The organism is Shewanella sp. MR-4 (assembly GCF_000014685.1).
GTDB lineage: Bacteria > Pseudomonadota > Gammaproteobacteria > Enterobacterales > Shewanellaceae > Shewanella.
Window position 1 is genome coordinate 2,651,959 of record NC_008321.1, and the last position, 19,220, is coordinate 2,671,178.

At 41.5% G+C, this 19,220-nt stretch carries 13 protein-coding genes and 1 pseudogene; 9 read left to right on the forward strand and 5 right to left on the reverse strand.

Annotated elements, in window-relative coordinates; translation table 11 throughout:
• Positions 1 to 64 precede the first annotated feature (64 nt).
• Positions 65 to 1,177: an NADH:flavin oxidoreductase/NADH oxidase gene (locus SHEWMR4_RS11680; protein WP_011622983.1), complete on the reverse strand. Its 1,113-nt coding sequence runs from the start codon at positions 1,175 to 1,177 to the stop codon at positions 65 to 67.
• Between the two features lie 101 nt (positions 1,178 to 1,278).
• On the opposite strand from SHEWMR4_RS11680, the gene SHEWMR4_RS11685 reads away from it, so the two are divergent.
• Complete coding sequence (locus tag SHEWMR4_RS11685; RefSeq protein WP_011622984.1) at positions 1,279 to 2,145, forward strand: LysR family transcriptional regulator; 867 nt, start codon at positions 1,279 to 1,281, stop codon at positions 2,143 to 2,145.
• Between the two features lie 182 nt (positions 2,146 to 2,327).
• Positions 2,328 to 3,266: a GGDEF domain-containing protein gene (locus SHEWMR4_RS11690; RefSeq protein WP_011622985.1), complete on the forward strand. Its 939-nt coding sequence runs from the start codon at positions 2,328 to 2,330 to the stop codon at positions 3,264 to 3,266.
• Between the two features lie 202 nt (positions 3,267 to 3,468).
• On the opposite strand, the gene narL is transcribed toward SHEWMR4_RS11690, so the two are convergent.
• Both narL and narX read right to left on the reverse strand, forming a co-directional pair.
• Positions 3,469 to 4,134, reverse strand: a complete 666-nt coding sequence (gene narL, locus SHEWMR4_RS11695) for a two-component system response regulator NarL (RefSeq protein ID WP_011622986.1) — start codon at positions 4,132 to 4,134, stop codon at positions 3,469 to 3,471.
• Positions 4,127 to 5,980: a nitrate/nitrite two-component system sensor histidine kinase NarX gene (gene narX / locus SHEWMR4_RS11700; protein ID WP_041409066.1), complete on the reverse strand. Its 1,854-nt coding sequence runs from the start codon at positions 5,978 to 5,980 to the stop codon at positions 4,127 to 4,129. The genes narL and narX overlap by 8 nt, the downstream gene beginning before the upstream one ends.
• Positions 5,981 to 6,298: 318 nt before the next feature.
• Here narX and SHEWMR4_RS11705 point away from each other — a divergent pair, with 318 nt between their 5' ends.
• From SHEWMR4_RS11705 to SHEWMR4_RS21105, 6 genes are all read left to right on the forward strand, one after another.
• Positions 6,299 to 7,717, forward strand: a complete 1,419-nt coding sequence (locus SHEWMR4_RS11705; protein ID WP_011622988.1) for a NarK family nitrate/nitrite MFS transporter — start codon at positions 6,299 to 6,301, stop codon at positions 7,715 to 7,717.
• A gap of 406 nt (positions 7,718 to 8,123) precedes the next feature.
• Entirely contained in the window at positions 8,124 to 11,888 is a 3,765-nt protein-coding gene (locus tag SHEWMR4_RS11710; protein ID WP_011622989.1) for a nitrate reductase subunit alpha, read from the forward strand.
• A gap of 2 nt (positions 11,889 to 11,890) precedes the next feature.
• Positions 11,891 to 13,429 carry a nitrate reductase subunit beta gene (gene narH / locus SHEWMR4_RS11715; protein ID WP_011622990.1) on the forward strand — a complete coding sequence of 513 codons (1,539 nt, stop codon included), beginning with the start codon at positions 11,891 to 11,893 and terminating at the stop codon, positions 13,427 to 13,429.
• Complete coding sequence (gene narJ / locus SHEWMR4_RS11720) at positions 13,429 to 14,145, forward strand: nitrate reductase molybdenum cofactor assembly chaperone (protein WP_227499200.1); 717 nt, start codon at positions 13,429 to 13,431, stop codon at positions 14,143 to 14,145. Before narH ends, narJ begins: the two co-directional genes overlap by 1 nt.
• A 2-nt stretch (positions 14,146 to 14,147) precedes the next feature.
• Positions 14,148 to 14,831, forward strand: coding sequence for a respiratory nitrate reductase subunit gamma (gene narI, locus SHEWMR4_RS11725; protein WP_011622992.1), 684 nt, complete (start codon positions 14,148 to 14,150; stop codon positions 14,829 to 14,831).
• A gap of 163 nt (positions 14,832 to 14,994) precedes the next feature.
• Complete coding sequence (locus tag SHEWMR4_RS21105) at positions 14,995 to 15,354, forward strand: diguanylate cyclase domain-containing protein (protein ID WP_011622993.1); 360 nt, start codon at positions 14,995 to 14,997, stop codon at positions 15,352 to 15,354.
• Positions 15,355 to 15,641: 287 nt separating this feature from the next.
• Here SHEWMR4_RS21105 and SHEWMR4_RS11730 read toward each other — a convergent pair whose 3' ends face one another.
• Positions 15,642 to 16,577: a helix-turn-helix domain-containing protein gene (locus SHEWMR4_RS11730; RefSeq protein WP_011622994.1), complete on the reverse strand. Its 936-nt coding sequence runs from the start codon at positions 16,575 to 16,577 to the stop codon at positions 15,642 to 15,644.
• A gap of 579 nt (positions 16,578 to 17,156) precedes the next feature.
• Here SHEWMR4_RS11730 and SHEWMR4_RS11740 point away from each other — a divergent pair.
• Positions 17,157 to 18,112 (forward strand): annotated as a pseudogene (locus SHEWMR4_RS11740) (transposase).
• 50 nt (positions 18,113 to 18,162) lie between these two features.
• On the opposite strand, the gene SHEWMR4_RS11745 reads toward SHEWMR4_RS11740, so the two are convergent.
• A complete protein-coding gene (locus SHEWMR4_RS11745; RefSeq protein WP_011622996.1) occupies positions 18,163 to 19,179 on the reverse strand; it encodes a fimbrial protein in 1,017 nt (338 codons plus the stop codon).
• Positions 19,180 to 19,220 lie beyond the last annotated feature (41 nt).

A 19,220-nucleotide genomic window follows, 5' to 3' on the forward strand; every position in this document is an offset into this window, starting at 1 on the left:
AAGCGAGAATAAACAAAAAGCCCCACCTTAAACGTGGGGCTTTTTATTTGGCGAACAACTCACTTCAATCTATGGATGATTCCACTTTCACGGTGGAGTAACGTTCTAACCAATGGGCGTAGGATGAAGGTAATACCCAAGATGGACGCGAGACCTTTAAGGTTTGTGCCGCTTGATAAGGCCAGTGAGGGTTAGCCAAGAACGCTTTACCTATCATCACTAAATCCATTTGCTGATCTTGAATCGCTTGCTCCGCATGGTGAGGATTATCCATGCCCCAAGATGTTGCCACCGGGAAACCTACTTCCCGACGCACTCGCTCGGCAATAGGCGCCAAAAAGGCTGGACGCCAAGGAATGTTCGCCGTGGGGGTTGAAAAACAAATACTGACGTTAAGCATATCGAGGCCCGCGCGCTTAAATTGCTTTACCAAGGCGATGGACTCACTCAGGGTTTGCTCGTCTTTATCATCAAATTCAATCACACCAAAGCGCGCCGTTAACGGTAAATGCTCAGGCCAAACCGCCCTCACCGCTTCCACTGTCTCGATAAGGAAACGGCCTCGTCCTTCGGCATCGCCACCGTATTCATCGGTACGTTGGTTGGCATAGGTAGAGAAGAAGCTTTGCGCTAAATAGCCGTGAGCAAAGTGCAGCTCTAACCATTCAAACCCAGCGTCGAGCGCTCGCTTGGCCGCCGCCACAAAATCGGCTTTCACACGTTGAATATCGTCAATCGTCATGGCTGTCGGTACTTTGCCAAGGTTTTCGCCAAATGCCACGGCCGATGGCGACAGTGTTTGCCAACCTTGATCCCCCTCAATATGGTCATCCCCTTCCCAAGGAATGTTGGCACTGGCTTTACGACCAGCGTGGGCGATTTGGATCCCCGCCACCGCGCCAGAATCTTTAATTGCCGTGGCAATTTTTGCTAAGCCCGCCGCTTGCTCATCGTTCCACAAGCCTAAACAGCGCGGAGTGATCCGCCCCTCTGGCGATACGGCGGTCGCCTCAACCACCACTAAGCCTGCGCCGCCGCGAGCAAGGCTCGTGTAGTGCACTTGGTGCCAGTCGTTACTCAGCCCGTCGTGAGCCTGATACTGGCACATAGGTGCCACGGCAATGCGGTTTTTAAGGGTAATATTTTTTAATTTGAAAGGAGAAAATAGCTGGGTCATCTGACAGTCCTAACCATGGGTTAACTATGATGAGGACAGACTAAAACGAACGTGCCATAATTAAAAGCACTGCCATATTATAGGTTCTATAAGATTTCATTATGATAAATCCACAATGGCTCAATACCTTTGCAGTGTTAGTGGAAAAGGGAAACTTTACCCGAACGGCCGAAGCCATAGGTATCACCCAAGCCGCGGTCAGCCAACATATCAGTCGCTTAGAGGAAGAATACGGCACTCTATTTTTGCGCCGTAGCCGCCAACTCGAAATCACCCCCGTTGGTGAGCATTTGTTGAGTTACGTCAAAGACATAAACTGCGCCCAGAAGCGATTACAGCAAAAACTCATCCAAGATGATGCCCATATTGGCGAAATTAGCCTTATCACCCCAGGCAGTATCGGCTTAACACTTTACCCATTGCTCTTACAGCTACAAACGGAGTTTTCGCAGCTAAAAATTCATCATCGTTTTGCCCCCGATAATGAAATCCTCTCCGCTATTCTGACCAATCAACATGAGTTTGGGATGGTAACTTTTAAGCCATCGGATCCTAGTATTTGCAGTCGCCATTTTACCGAAGAACCGCTCGAGTTGGTTGTGCCCGCAGGGCATAAAATCGCTGATTGGCAAGATTTACAGCGCATCGGATTTATCTCTCACCCCGATGGCGAAGCCATGGCAACGCGTTTACTGAGTCGTAAATATCCAGGGAGTCCTGGCATCCAAGAGATCCCCTGCAAAGGTTTTATCAATCAGATCAGTTTAATCCTCGAACCCGTTGCCAAGGGGCTCGGCTTTACCGTGATCCCTCGCTATGCCCGTAAAGCCTTTGAACGACAAGATGAAATCTATGTGGTTGAGTGTGGCAGCCCAGTGGTAGACACCATTTGGCTGATCCACAGAGCCGAGTGGCCTTTATCACGTCGGGCACAAAAAGCGATCGCCTACTTAAAAAATAAAATTTAAATAGAGTCCGACAGCTTAGGTTGGCACAGCGAAAGGCATTCAAAACGGCATCGATTGGGCATAAAGAAAAATATTTATTATTTTAATTAATTGAATATTGGACAGATTTATAGGCTATATTAGCCTCTATAATTAGTACTACATGTTGTTAGTATTCCATTCGATAGTTCGGTTGCGACTCAATGACCCAAATAGCCCCACTACACGCCGATACGGACCATAATCAAGCCATTGAGACTATCCTCAATAGCCTCGATGTGTTGGTCTATGTATCAGATTTAAATACCTATGATTTGCTCTATTTAAATAGTTATGGCGCATCAGTTTGGGGGGATGCGAAAGGAAAAAAGTGCTATCAAGTTCTGCAATCGGCACAAAACTCCCCTTGCCAATTTTGCACTAATCCTAAACTAGTGGACTCGGATGGAAATCCTACGGGCGTCCATGTATGGGAGTTTCAAAATACGCAAAATGGCCGTTGGTATCAATGTCGAGATCAAGCCATTCATTGGACTGATGGCCGATTAGTCAGAATTGAAATCGCCACCGATATCACCGAACGCAAACAGATGGAGCAAGCACTAATAGAGGCCAAATCTACGGCAGAGCGCCTTGCCCATACCGACGAACTGACCCAGCTCTATAATCGCCGGGCTTTTTTCAATCTCGGTCGTCAAATCGCGCAGCAAGCCCAACAACCGCTGTCGTTTATTATGTTTGATATTGACCATTTCAAGCGGATTAACGACCATTGGGGCCACGCAATCGGTGATGCGGCGCTTATCCATATCGCAAGATTGACGCAAACTAAACTGAGTTCGAGTGATATTCTCGCCCGTTTAGGGGGTGAAGAGTTTGGCCTGATTTTACCCAACACTCACCATGAGCAAGCATGGCAAGTTGCGGAAGCGATTCGCCATGGGTTTGATACACAGCCGCTGCACCTTGATGGACATAGCATCCGCTGCACCGCAAGCTTTGGCATATCATCCATAATCTTACCAAAAATCAATCACCTCGATGAGGCACAAACTCTCTTGGAGAGCTTATTCAATAATGCCGATCAGGCCATGATGCAAGCTAAACGCGCAGGTAGGAATCAAGTCTGCCATGCGGCATAACCCGTGGTAAGAAAGTAAGGTTGTTTAATACCTGAGTAAAACTTGAAATACGGCCCTCTTCTCTCGCAGATGGATTGCCAGAACCCAGCTTTTATTACCATTGAGTTAATTCAACATCCTTTAAGAGCTTCTCATAGCTTAATAAGAGGTTCAAAGTCGTCTAGAAAAGTAGTGACGATTCTTCGAACTAATGCAAAATATATTAAAATATATTTTCTTGAAGAATCCATACAGTCGCTTCAACTCTCGATTTGAATGATAGCTTTTTCAGTAGATTCTTAACATGAACTTTTACCGTTCCCTCCGTAATAATAAGTTTACGAGCAATCATTTTATTCGACAAGCCTTGTGAAACTAGTCTGATGATATCTTTTTCTCTCGCTGTCAGGGATTCAATATCTCGTTTTGTTGCAGGGGGATTATGTCGTAAACCTGTCGCTAAAATCGGAGCGATAGCATCGCTTAATACAATTTTCCCAGCAGCAGCTTGCTGTATAGATTGCAGTAAATCTTCAGGCTCCATATCTTTCAACAAATAACCATCTGCTCCATATTTAAAAGCATTAACTATATCGCCCTCATAATTTGAGACTGTAAATACGATAATGCGACTGGATAGTTCACACTCTCTAAGTTTAGTCAGGGTTTCTAGGCCATTAAATTCTGGCATATTTAGATCAAGCAAAATTAAATCTGGGTCTAATTGAGTCGCCAATATTATGCCATCCTTTCCGCAACTGGCTTCAGCAACTATGCATAAATTGTCTGCCATACCAATTAATTGCTTAACGCCGTTACGTAGCATGGGATGGTCATCTATAAGTAAAATTGTTGCCTTATCTTCCTCAGTGATAACTTGATTACACATTATCATCTCCATTTTTAATTAAAGAGGAATAAGTAGCATTAAATAAAATCTTTACCTCAACGCCACCATTTAAATGATTATCTATAGAGCACTTACCTGGGAGGTTTTTTGCACGATCATTCATTATAGATATTCCATAATGATTTACTTTTGCCATATCACCACTGAGACCTATACCATTATCTCGTATGACGACTTGAATATGATTATGAATAGGATCAAAGTCTAATTGAACCACAGCACAATCTGCATTAGCATGTTTGTATATGTTACTTAGCGCTTCTCGCACGATATGAACTAAATGAATAGCTTGATGTGAACTCACACAATTTGGCGGTAATTGATAAATTAATTCAATGGAAAAACCTAACTTTTGATTGAACTCTTCTATCGTTGACTCCAATGCAGGATGTAATCCCGGTTCATTGAGTTTCAGTCTAAAGGTTGTAAGTAACTCTCTCAAATGGCTGTATGCAGAGTTAAGTTCGGTACGCATTTCTTGAATCAGCACTAACTGTTCAGCACCTAGATTTTTACTCTGCATTTGTAAACAGCTTACTTTTATTTTCAAACAAGACAGTGATTGGGCAATCGAATCATGAAGTTCTCTTGCAATAACTGCTCTTTCATCCATTATCATAAGCTGTTTATTTTTATAATCTTGATATTCTAAAGCTAATGATGTTGACAATTGCTCCACTAATGTTTTAACCAATTGAGACTGCAAAGGAGTTAAATCTTGATCATTTAAGCAGTAAGCTATCATTACTCCATATTCACCATACTGATCCCTAAGCGGCCATTCTAACATTTTACAATTTAATGTAGATTGACTAAAACTATTATCTAAACACAATTCACATTCATGATCGGCACAATATTTTGGCCTAACTGTGTTAGATGTTTTAAATTGTTCAAAATTATTTGAGTTATTGTATTCATACAAACGTAACTGCATTGATGTAAAAGGTATTAATTCTTCCAACTCTTTTAATATAGGGAAATAACGTAAACATGTAGATGCCGAACTATGAAGTTGATTGCTCGAACGGTACAGGAAAGATAACCAAAGATTTTGTTCACGTATATGTAGTGTTTTTTGTTGAACTCTACGTTCTAACTCATCATACATCTTTCTTAATTGAGTTGACATACAACTCATAGCATCACCAAGAATAGTCATTTCATCATGATATTTTCTTTCCCTGAATCGCTGACTAAAATCACCTGAACTAATGCTGTTAGCTATCCTTAATAGCTCTTGCCAAGGGCGAAATATTCGTAAATTTAAAAAAAAGACCCCAACTATAGTTAACAGTACACTTAAAAAGATAAAAACACTATGAACTCGAGATACAAGCTTTAACTTTACTTCTGTATTACTATCTATTTTTTTTACTAGGTTATCTAGCTTAGCCACAAAAAAATCGACCTTAACCCTAGCATCACTTGCTGCTTTTGCCGATAGTAATGTTGGTTGTAACTGTAAACTCCAATATTGATACAAATCATTAAAATCGTTGATTAAATCCTCCCTCTCTAAAAAAACCTTTAATTTAACAACATCCTCACCCTTATTTAATTGATTTTGGCCTATATTCAACTTACTGATAAATGGCGAGTTGGCCAACAATAACTTCTGTTCATTCTCTAAGGGTAAAAATGAAAGTAGTCGGTAACTTTTCATTCGCATTGAGCCTATCTCATCTATTGCATGGGCACTTCCTTGGAGACTATTCGATACCCATGATGATATAACCATCCCTGTAATACCCAAGAAACTCAAGGCAATGATGAGTACCCCAATCTTTTTTACAATAGAAAGAGTACGGTTAAAACTTAACATAGCGCTATAGTTCACCACTAATTGACTCGTATATATTGTTTCACTACGACATAGTCTATTTATTTACTATTTCAATCATATACCCCCTTGTGGATACCTCTTAATTTCAAAATAAATAAAATCATCCGTTAACACAAAAAATGCTTACTTATCTATATGATATATAAAAGTTTAAACAGATTATCGCTAGCACCCATTAAGGAGTAGCATGGACATTCGCCAAAAGACATAATTGAACCTCGATTGATTTACATCAATTTCCTTTCGTGTTTAAGCCAGTAAAAGCGTGACTACTTTCAATTTTTTGTAGGATGTCTTATGGCTTTATCTCAAACCACCCCAAAATCACGTCAGGGAGTCATACATGATTGGCACCCAGATGATAAAAAATTTTGGCTACTCAAAGGTAGTAAAATTGCGAGAAAAAACTTAATAATTTCTATATGTTGTCTACTACTTTCATTTTCTGTTTGGATGTTATTTAGTGCGGTTGCTGTCAATCTTAATAAAGTGGGTTTTAACTTTACGACTGACCAGCTCTTTTTATTAACGGCTTTACCTTCGGTATCAGGTGCATTATTGCGCGTACCTTATTCGTTCGTCATACCCATTTTTGGAGGCCGCCGTTGGACCGCTTTCAGTACCGCCTTGCTAATGATTCCGAGTCTTTGGTTAGGATTTGCTGTGCAAGATAATACAACCCCCTTCAGCATATTTGTCATTATTGCACTGTTATGTGGGTTTGGTGGTGCCAATTTTGCTTCAAGTATGGCCAATATTAGTTTTTTCTATCCTAAGGATAAACAAGGTAGTGCATTAGGGTTAAATGGAGGATTAGGAAATCTAGGTGTCAGCGTTATGCAACTATTCGTCCCCCTGATCATCTCAATAGGAATCTTCAATATCTTTGGAGAAAGTGCTGATATTCAAAGCAATGGCAACACCATTTGGTTACAAAATGCCGCTTGGGTTTGGCTTCCCTTCTTATTAATCAGTACTCTGATGGCTTGGTTCGGAATGAATGATATCGCTGCAGCTAAAGCATCAATCAAACAACAACTTCCTGTATTAAAGCAAGGTCATCTGTGGATTTTGAGTTTACTGTATCTCGCTACATTTGGATCATTCATCGGCTTTTCAGCAGGCTTTGCGATGCTAACAAGTACCCAATTCCCAAATATCGATATTTTGCATTTCGCTTTTTTAGGCCCTTTAGTGGGTGCATTAATGCGCCCTGTTGGTGGCATTTTATCCGATAAATGGGGTGGTATTAATGTCACCATGGTAAATTTTATGTTAATGGGACTCTTTGCCACATTACTATTTTTTACCCTTCCCACAGCAGAAACCGAGGGGCATTTTAATGCTTTCTTCATATTATTTTTGGCGCTTTTTGCTACCGCAGGATTAGGCAGTGGCTCAACATTTCAAATGATTTCTGTCGTTTTTAGACGATTAATCGTGACAAGTGTTAAAGCAAAAGGGGGAAGTGACGCCCAGGCCCAAGTAAAAGCAGCAACAGATACTGCTGCCGCATTAGGGTTTATCTCAGCCATAGGTGCTATTGGAGGTTTTTTCATTCCCAAGGCATTCGGAACATCATTAGCATTAACCGGTTCTCCCGTTAATGCCATGAAGGTCTTTATCTTTTGTTATATTGCTTGCCTTTTTATCACATGGTTGATTTATGGGCGAAAAATTAAAACTATGGCCACTGAAAAGATTTCAACTGTTTAGTGATTTGATTGTTGTATGAATAAAAACGGTTTGCCTAGGCAAACCGTTTTTATTCATACGAGTTAAATGATGATGCTCCTTCCCGATTGAGCATCATTGCTTGAACTTGACTTACACATGTTGAATAACGCCTTGCTGTCTCAACTACCTCTTAATAGTTCAGCTGATAAAACACACGCTCTCCCAACATTGGAAATTAATAAAATAATCTAATAAACAGTGCCTTAATAGCAAACACCCTCTATTACCTTGGTGGTATTTGGTCATTGCCGTCACAAATTGCTCATTGCCTAACTTGATCTTTGTCAACTTCTACTAACGTTCTGCTCTTTATCCTGCGGTCACCTCAAAGCAATAAATCCGTATACATAAAATAACTAGTACGCCACCATTAGGAGTAACTTGGATGAGTAAGTTTCTTGACCGGTTTCGCTATTTCAAACAAGTCGGAGATACATTTTCCGGCGACCACGGCCAAACATTGCATACTAATCGAGAATGGGAAGATGGTTATCGTAGCCGCTGGCAACACGATAAAATCGTTCGTTCAACCCATGGAGTAAATTGTACCGGTTCTTGTAGTTGGAAAATTTACGTAAAAAATGGTCTTGTAACATGGGAAACACAACAAACCGATTATCCCAGAACCCGCCCCGATTTACCTAACCATGAGCCGCGCGGATGCCCTCGAGGTGCCAGCTACTCTTGGTATCTCTACAGTGCTAACCGTCTTAAATATCCTATGGTACGTAAACCGCTGCTTAAACTCTGGCGAGAAGCTAAACAGCGTTTTACGGATCCAGTTCATGCTTGGGAATCGATAGTCACGAATCAAACTGCAGCAAAGGAATATAAATCTGCACGTGGTCGTGGTGGTTTTGTTCGCAGTTCATGGGTAGAGGTCAATGAAATCATTGCTGCATCAAACGTTTATACCATCAAACAGCATGGCCCTGACCGAGTTGTCGGCTTCTCGCCAATCCCTGCAATGTCGATGGTATCTTATGCTGCGGGAGCACGTTATTTATCACTTATCGGCGGTTCATGTTTAAGTTTCTATGACTGGTATTGCGACCTCCCACCAGCATCTCCGATGACTTGGGGTGAGCAAACTGACGTCCCAGAATCTGCCGATTGGTATAACTCTTCTTATATCATCGCTTGGGGCTCAAATATTCCACAAACTCGTACCCCAGACGCACATTTCTTCACAGAAGTCAGATACAAAGGCACTAAAACTGTCGCCATTACTCCTGATTATGCAGAAGTCGCAAAACTTTGCGATCACTGGCTCAATCCCAAGCAAGGAACCGATAGCGCCGTCGCCTTAGCCATGGGGCATGTGATTCTGCGAGAATTCCACGTCAATCGACAATCAGAGTATTTCCAAAATTACCTGCGCCAGTATTCGGATATGCCCATGCTGGTACAATTAGATCCTCGTGAAGATGGTAGTTTTGCCGCAGGTCGTTTTCTACGCGCCTCGGATCTGATTGATAAACTTGGTGAAGAAAACAATCCTGATTGGAAGACAGTCGCCATTAATGATCAAAATGGCGAACTGGTTGCACCGAATGGCACAGCAGGTTATCGCTGGGGTGAAAAAGGCAAATGGAACCTGGCGCAGCTAGCTGGTAAAGACCAAGACAAAGTGAAGTTACGTCTTGGGATTCATAATGAAGATCATATTGTTGACGTTGCCTTTCCATACTTTGGCGGTATAGAACATGAACATTTCAGCAGTGTCCCCTTAAAAGATCTTATCCATCGAAAACTGCCTGTAAAACGTATCCAACTTGCTGATGGAAGCGAAACGTATGTTACAACGGTATACGATTTAACCTTAGCAAACTACGGCGTTGAACGCGGTTTGCAGGATCCAAGCTGCGCACAAACCTATGCCGATGTAAAAGCATACTCCCCTGCTTGGGCAGAGAAAATCACTGGTGTCGCAGCCGATGAAATCACCCGCATTGCCCGTGAATTTGCAGATAACGCAGAAAAAACTCGTGGCCGTTCGATGATTATCGTCGGCGCAGGATTAAACCACTGGTATCACATGGATATGAACTACCGCGGATTAATCAACATGTTGGTCTTCTGTGGTTGCGTGGGGCAAAGTGGCGGCGGCTGGGCTCACTATGTCGGCCAGGAAAAACTGCGCCCGCAAACGGGTTGGCAGCCACTGGCATTTGGCCTCGATTGGCAAAAACCTCCACGTCATATGAACGGCACGTCCTTTTTCTACAATCACTCAAGCCAATGGCGCTATGAGAAATTAAAAACCGAAGAGCTGCTGTCCCCTCTTGCTGATAAATCACGTTATAGCCAGCACTTAATCGACATGAACGTTAAAGCTGAACGTTTAGGTTGGTTACCGTCATCGCCACAACTGAACGTCAATCCATTACACATTGCCAAGCAGGCAAATAGCGTAGGGTTATCGCCAACAGATTACACGGTTAAAGCTTTAAAAGAAGGTACTATTCGCTTCGCAGCTGAGCAACCAGAAGATCACTATCCGCGTAACATGTTTATCTGGCGCTCAAACCTGCTAGGTTCATCGGGCAAAGGCCATGAATACTTACTCAAGTATTTATTGGGTACCGAACACGGTATTCAAGGGAAAGACTTAGGTGAAATGAGTGCCGAAAAACCTAATGAAATCGAATGGAAAGATACCCCCACTCAAGGCAAGCTAGATTTAGTGGTGACTCTAGACTTCCGGATGTCAAGCACCTGCTTATTCTCGGACATAGTATTACCAACGGCGACCTGGTACGAAAAGGACGATATGAATACTTCGGATATGCATCCATTCATTCATCCGTTATCCGCAGCAGTAGACCCAGCATGGGAAGCTAAATCAGACTGGGACATTTACAAGGGGATTACCAAGGCATTTTCCAAAGTCTGTGAAGGCCACCTTGGAAAAGAGACTGATGTAGTGACTCTGCCAATCCAGCATGACTCGCCCGCGGAAATTGCTCAAGCATTTGACGTGCGAGACTGGAAGCTAGGCGAATGTGACCTCATTCCAGGAAAAACTGCACCTCACATAACAACTGTTGAACGGGATTATCCCAATACTTATGCTCGCTTTACGGCTTTGGGTCCACTGTTAACAAGCCAAGGCAATGGCGGTAAAGGGATTAACTGGAACACCGACAGCGAAGTCGAACTACTTAAAAAACTCAACTATGTACACCACGATGGCATAGCACAGGGCTTAGCAAAGATTGAATCAGCAATCGACGCTGCTGAAGTCATCTTGGCTCTAGCGCCTGAAACCAACGGCCATGTTGCAGTGAAAGCTTGGGATGCTCTAAGTGAGGTCACAGGGCTTGAACATCGGCATCTTGCCATCAATAAAGAAGATGAAAAAATCCGCTTCCGCGATATTCAAGCTCAGCCACGAAAGATTATTTCTAGCCCGACCTGGTCAGGCCTTGAAGATGAGCACGTTTCCTACAACGCAGGTTATACCAACGTCCATGAGTTTATTCCTTGGCGTACCGTGACTGGGCGTCAGCAACTCTACCAAGATCACCAATGGATGCGTGACTTCGGTGAAAGCTTGATTGCCTACCGCCCCCCCATCAATACCCGCACGGTACACGAAATTATGGGAAAAAAAGGTAATGGCAATAAGGAAAAAGCATTGAATTGGATCACACCACATCAAAAATGGGGGATCCACTCAACCTATAGCGAAAACCTATTAATGCTGACCCTATCCCGAGGTGGACCAATCGTCTGGATGAGTGAAGACGATGCTAAAGACTTAGGCATTGAAGATAACGATTGGATTGAAGCCTTCAATAGCAATGGCTCATTAACTGCTCGCGCGGTAGTCAGCCAACGAGTACCAGAAGGCATGGTGATGATGTATCACGCCCAAGAACGTTTGGTGAACATTCCTGGATCAGAAATTACCGGGCAACGCGGTGGTATTCATAACTCGGTCACTCGAGTTTGCCCAAAGCCCACGCATATGATTGGAGGCTATGTCCATCAAGCCTACGGCTTTAACTATTATGGCACTGTGGGTTCTAACCGAGATGAGTTTGTCGTTGTTCGTCGCATGAATAACGTTAACTGGTTAGACAACGAAAATAATGATCACAAACAAGCACCCAATATGCACAGCGGTCTGTCTGGGGAGAAATAAGTATGAGAATTCGTTCACAAGTCGGCATGGTCCTGAACTTAGATAAATGTATTGGCTGCCATACCTGTTCGGTAACTTGTAAAAATGTCTGGACTAGCCGAGAAGGCATGGAGTACGCATGGTTTAACAATGTCGAAAGCAAGCCTGGTACTGGCTACCCTAGCGATTGGGAAAACCAAGAAAAATGGAAAGGCGGCTGGATACGCAAAATTAGCGGTAAGCTTGAACCAAAAATGGGCGGTAAAATCAGTGTGTTATCGAAGTTATTCAACAACCCAGATATGCCCGTTATTGATGATTATTATGAGCCATTCACCTTTGATTACGAACATTTGCATAATGCTCCGCAAGGTAAACATCAGCCGATTGCCCGCCCTCGCTCACTGATCACCGGCGAACGTATGGACAAAATTGAAAAAGGGCCAAACTGGGAAGAAATCCTCGGCGGCGAATTTTCTAAGCGCTCGGCGGATCAAAACTTCAACCATATACAAAAAGAAATGTATGGTCAGTTTGAAAACACTTTCATGATGTACTTACCTCGTTTGTGCGAGCACTGTTTAAACCCTGCTTGTGCCGCTACCTGTCCAAGCGGTGCAATTTATAAACGAGAAGAAGACGGTATAGTACTGATAGATCAGGACAAATGTCGTGGTTGGCGCATGTGCTTAACAGGCTGTCCATACAAAAAAATCTATTTTAACTGGAAGAGCGGTAAGTCAGAAAAATGTATCTTCTGTTATCCTCGGATTGAAGCGGGTCAACCCACAGTCTGCTCCGAGACCTGTGTCGGACGTATTCGCTATTTGGGCGTTATTTTGTACGATGCTGATCGTATTGAGCAAGCTGCCTCAGCACATAACACTCAGGATCTCTACCAAAGCCAATTAGATATTTTCTTAGATCCGAACGACCCGAAAGTGATTGCAGAAGCCCGCAAACAGGGAATTACCGAAAACGTACTCGAGGCGGCACAAAAATCCCCAGTCTACAAAATGGCGATTGATTGGAAACTTGCACTTCCTTTACACCCTGAGTATCGCACTCTACCAATGGTCTGGTATGTACCACCACTCTCACCGATCCAATCAGCCGCAGATGCTGGCGCTATCGGCCAAGAGGGTGTGTTACCCGATGTGAAGAGCCTGCGCATTCCTGTTCAATACCTCGCCAATATGTTAACCGCAGGCGATACCAAACCTGTGCTACATGCATTAAAACGAATGTTAGCTATGCGCCACTTTAAACGTGCAGAAACCGTCGATGGTGTTGTCGATACTAGTGCATTAGACCAAGTAGGATTAACGGCACAACAAGCTCAAGAAATGTATCGTTACCTCGCAATAGCCAATTATGAAGATCGCTTCGTGGTACCAAGTAGCCACCGCGAACTCGCAAAGGAAGCCTTTTCCGAAGCCAAAGGTTGTGGTTTTAGCTTTGGTAATGGTTGCCATGGTGGTGACGACAGCAAATTCAATCTCTTTAACAGCCAACGCATCAACGCCATCGACATTACCGCTAAAACCTTGGGGGATAAATAATGCAGATGACATCACTCAGGTTAATAGCCCTATTGCTAGATTATCCCGAACAGGAGGTTTGGGATAATGCACAGGAACTAAACCATCTAATAAAACAGTGTGCGGAACTAAACGAATACCAAAAAGAACGTATTAATCAATTTATTGAACAAATGACTCAAACTCCTTTAATGGATTTACAGGCACAATATGGTGATTTGTTTGAGCGTGGTCGTTCTTTATCATTATTACTATTTGAACACGTCCACGGTGAATCCCGTGACCGTGGACAGGCAATGATTGATTTACTCAACCAATATAATGCAGCAGGAATGGTATTAACGGCTAAACAACTGCCCGACTATTTGCCAACCTACCTCGAATACTTGTCGCAATTGACAGTGTACGAGTCAATAAGCGGCTTAAAGGATGTCGCCCCAATTCTCGCGCTTCTCAAAGAGCGACTGAGTCAACGGCAGAGCTACTACAGTAATTTATTGCAGGTATTAATCGAGCAATCTGGGGAGAAAATTGCACAGGAAAAACTGGCCGAGACGGTGGCAAATGAAGCCAAAGATGACACACCGCAAGCACTCGATGCGGTGTGGGAAGAAGAGCAAATAAAGTTCTTGGGCGATGAGGGATGCGCCTCAGTCCAACAAACTCTCCATCAAAAACGATTTGCTCACGCCGTTGTTCCGCAATACCTCGACACTAAAGCATTAAACGGAGCGTAACCATGAATTTTCTTAATGGTTTTTTCTTTGATATTTATCCTTATATTGCCGCAGCTGTGTTCTTTATCGGTAGTTGGCTCAGATATGACTACGGCCAATATACTTGGCGGGCAGGCTCGAGCCAGCTATTGGATAATACGAATATGCAACTTGCTTCTGGCCTATTTCATATAGGTATTATTGGGATCCTACTGGGGCATTTTTTTGGAATGCTAACCCCACATTGGATGTATGAATCCTTCTTGTCGATTCAGACTAAACAACTTATTGCCATGATCGCTGGGGGAATTTTTGGTCTGATGACAATTGCCGGTGGAGCAATGCTACTCAAGCGAAGATTGACTAATGTTCGTGTCCGCGCAACATCGTCATTTGCCGATATCATGATCCTCACGTTACTTGTCATCCAAGCTTGTCTAGGGGTGCTAACGATTCCTTTCTCTGCCCAACATTTAGATGGTAGTGAAATGATGAAATTAGTCAGTTGGGTGCAAGGCATTGTCACATTCCAAGCTGGAGCATCCGCTCACTTAGAGGGCGTTGGTTTTATATTTAGATTGCATATGGTCTTAGGCATGACACTGTTCTTACTATTTCCATTCTGCCGATTAGTACATATTTGGAGTGTACCTGTCGAATATCTCACCCGCCGCTATCAAATTGTCCGTAGCCGGAACAATATCTAAGTTCTAAATAATAAAGCCACCTGTTTTGCAGGTGGCTTTGATACGACATTCCTCTAGAAAACTAAGCATTGATTGACTCGCTGGAGAATGAGTCTTAATTGAAAATTATCACAGATACAAAAAATTATTCAGCCGCGAAGAGGCAAAACCGAGGGCCTAGCCCTTGTCATACAGACCAACTGACCTAGCTCTATCATCGCCGTACTTTATTTCTATAAAGCCCACAAATAACACTGCAAGCCTAACAACAGCTGTATATATTGACCGTTTCGAGCGGATAAACGTTCATTGGGGCCACGCAATCGGAGATGCGGCGCTTATTTATATCGCAAGGTTGACGCAAACTAAACTGAGTTCGAGTGATATTCACACCCGTCTAGGGGCTTACCTGATGTTATCCAATACTGACCATGAAGACATCGGCAAGTTGCGGAATCGATTCGACATGGGCTTGGTATGCAGCCATAGCACCATGATGGACATAGCATCCGCTGCATCGCAAGCTTTGGTTTATCATCCATAATCTTACCGAAAATCAATCACCTCGAGAGGTGCAAACTTCCTTGGAGAGCTTATTCAATCATGCCATTCAGGCCATGACGCGAGCCAAACACGCAGAGAAGAATAGAGTAAATACAGCAAAAAACAGTCATCTTGTAGTTTAGATAATTCTCACATACCATAAGATACTTTGTTATATCAGGCAGACCACACAAAAACCTTAACAAATAAGTTATCTTTGGACAAAGTTATTCCTAAAATTTTGCTCATTCAAATATACGAAATTCTCATCAAAAGAATAATATAGCTTTAATTTAAAAATTTATTCAAATTACATTGTCTACATTTATCATCACAATTAAAAAGGCATTGTAGTTTTTTTTGCACATCTTTGAGAACAGCAGGATTGCTAATAGCTTTAATTATATTAAATTTCATTAGATACATACCCATTTTATTATCACTACTTCGATAGTACTTCACTTCCTTTGCTTCGAACACAACTTTACAAAAGCTAAGCATAGGCGGAAAGTCTGCTATAAAAAAATAAACATAATCCTTTTCGCTTGAAAATTTTAACAAATAATAACAAATTGCAAGATTGATAAGTTCAAAATAATGTTTGGAACTAGTATAGTAACCAGGCATTACTAAGGCGCTTTTTTTTACTTCATCCTTATCAAGCTTGATAAAATGAGGACTATCATTTAGAGGCAAAAGATTCGCAATCCCTGACCAATGCCCCACTATCAGACCATCATCATTCTTCAACAAAAGAGCTGTATACAATAAATCTTTAGTAGACAAAAATTTATTAAACTCCTTTAAAGATAAAATATTACTATTAAACTTACCAAAAATATTTTGATACTCATCACTTCTAATCTCTGAAACCTCCGAAATGACATGTTCAGGCAACTTAAAGTAAGAGAATGATGATATTGAAAAATCTAGCGCCTTCGAGAGTAGATTAACGGCAGTCATAGCCTTATTAGAGGACTTTTGTTCCAATACATCGACCTCTTTGAGTATATCGACAAAGTTAACCCCCAAAATCTTTGCAATATACAATTGTTTATATAACGGAGGAGTACTCTTGCCATTAATCCAGCGACTTAAGGTAATTAAATCCAATCCATCGAATATATCGTAATACTCACACTGCAACAGCGCGATCAAATCTTTCCTAGATATTTCTTTTTGCTCAATCCATGACTCCAATTTAGTTGAAAACTTGTATGTCACAATAGCCCCTATACATTGCAAACCACATCAAAGTAAATCTATTTCTAGCAGAAATAAATTTAGATATTAAATTATCATCTCAAAAACAGTAAAACTAGAAAGACAATCCAAAAACCACTACCAAATAGGCATGTACAAATAATGTCCATGGACCTAAAAAGGTGATTAACGAAATAAGAAGTCAATAATTGACAAATGATATAAATGGTACAGTTATTATATGATAAGATGTTTACTACTAAACATATGATACATTAAAATTACTTTAGATTCGAAAAATAAGAATAAAAATGTGACGCGACCCACATTTAAAACACATAAAAAAATAAAAAAATAAACATAGATACAACTTTAACTTGCTTAAAACGCCAGCAACAACGTTTAAAAAATGTATCGCATTGAATTCCCGTATAGATTTCATTACTATAACGAAAGATGCATAACTATCTAGCATTTTGTTTTTTGATAAACAGTTATCCTCATCTAACATTACTCTTGATGAACAATAATCATAGTCTTGAATCAACACCGATTTCCTAGAAATCTTTTAGTTAGATAAACTAACCTAAAGAGGTATCTATGAACCATAAACGTTATCCCGAAGAATTTAAAATCGAAGCTGTTAAGCAAGTTACCATTGCTGGCTATTCTGTTGCTGATGTTACTCAGCGTTTAGGAACAACCACCCACAGTCTTTATGCCTGGATTAAGCGCTATGACCCCGATTCAGAAGAACATTTGCAAAAGTCTAAGAGTCCGTCGAGAACGGCTACAGAAAGAGCTCAAGCGTGGCACTGAAGAACATGACTTGTTAAAAATGCAGCAGAATACTTCGCTAGCCACCCCGAGTAAGATACGCCTTTATTCAACAGCATCATCACAGCTATTTAGTGCGACAACTTTGTCAGCTGTTTGATGTTCATCCGAGCGGGTATTACTCATGGAGAATCAGCCATATGGAGAATCAGCCACAAATCAAAGTAACAGAAGGAAAATGAACGACTTGCTGGACAGCTTAAGTTGAGTTAGCTTGAATCTGGTGGAGATTATGGATATCGGAAACCTTGTGCTCGCGGCGGTGAACGCCATATAGTGACGCTAAATCGTTTAGAGCGACAATTTAATCCATCGGCCCCCAATATGGCTTGGATAGCCGATATTACCTGCATCAAAAAAATGAAGATTGGTTATATGTTGGTGCAGTTATGGACTTATTTTCTCGTCGTATTACTGGTTGGTTGATGGGCAGCAGAATAACCAAAGAGCTAGCCTTAGAAGTGCTTTTAATGGCTATATGGAGCCGTAAACCTACAGGTAAGGTGTTAGTCCACTCAGATCCGGAAAGCCAATAGTTTCTTTCAGTTGCTAAAGCGTGAGCAGATCAAACCGAAGATCTATTCGACAAGAGAAGTGGCTAAAGTGATATTTTTAAGTTTTACAACCCAAAACTGCAGCATAGTCCCTATCATGGCTTATCACCGTTAGAGCATGAACGCCAGTATTTTACTGAGGGTCAAAATTGTATAATGAAATAGTGGCGATTCAAACAAAGCCCCATAATAAGTGTTTAATATTTGATTTTTGGCTATTCATAAGTCATAACAACTATTGTTTTTGCCTCAACTGTTCCTGCAGTCAAAACTGGGTCCACTTGTATATATCTAGCTGAAAATGGAATGGTGTAACTCGCAGCGGCCGAGTCATCAGCACCAACAACATAAAATGGTGTATTTAGTACAATTGCCCCCCCCCAGTTGTTCGATAGAATCTGTATATTAACCCCATCGGCAGATGTCGTTGAGGTCAATGTAGATAGAGAATCGCTAGAGTTACTCGAGTTATAAGCATCTGAAAAACTGATATAAGCTTTTGTTCCACTTTGACAAGTCACATTCAGGTTAAAGTTTTTTTCCCCAGCGCCAGTTCCAACACCATTAAAATCACCAACATTCACAGTTGGCAAATTAACAACCTTATTATCATCTTCCGTTGAAAAAGAACATGTACCTGGGTTGACATTCACTGTAAATAAATATGAAACGTCCCGACTTACATAGCCATTATTTGAGTATTGATTCTCAGATAAATATGCATACCCTAATCCTCCATAAACTTGATGAATTCCTTTATCGATAACTCCCCTTACATGAAATCGAGTTTTGTAGTGTGCCGAGTACCAGCCGTTACCATCCGGATGATTACGTAAATTAACATGTCTACTTGATATAGTAGCCAAATTAATCCAAGGACCACCACTATCTTTTACCCATAGTTCATAAAAAACATTCGGATTATTAGTAGCAAACATCGCGGTAGAATCAATAGTTTCTATTTGCGAATTAGGGGAGTAAAACCAATGTGAACTTCCTGCTGAAGAGCAACCATAAAAGGTCCAGTACAACCCATTTCCTCCAGTTGTATACCAATCAGAAGTAAATACACTAGAGTCACTCATATCCCCTTGAGATACATCACCCATATTAATACTTGCATTTAGATATACATTAGGAGCCCCAACACTTGTACAATATGCCAATATTTTTTCGCTGAAAAATAAAAGTAAACAAAAAACACAAAAACGAAACTTTATTGCAAAAAACATATTGAAGACCCGTTACATTAACATTTCACACCATTTACTTC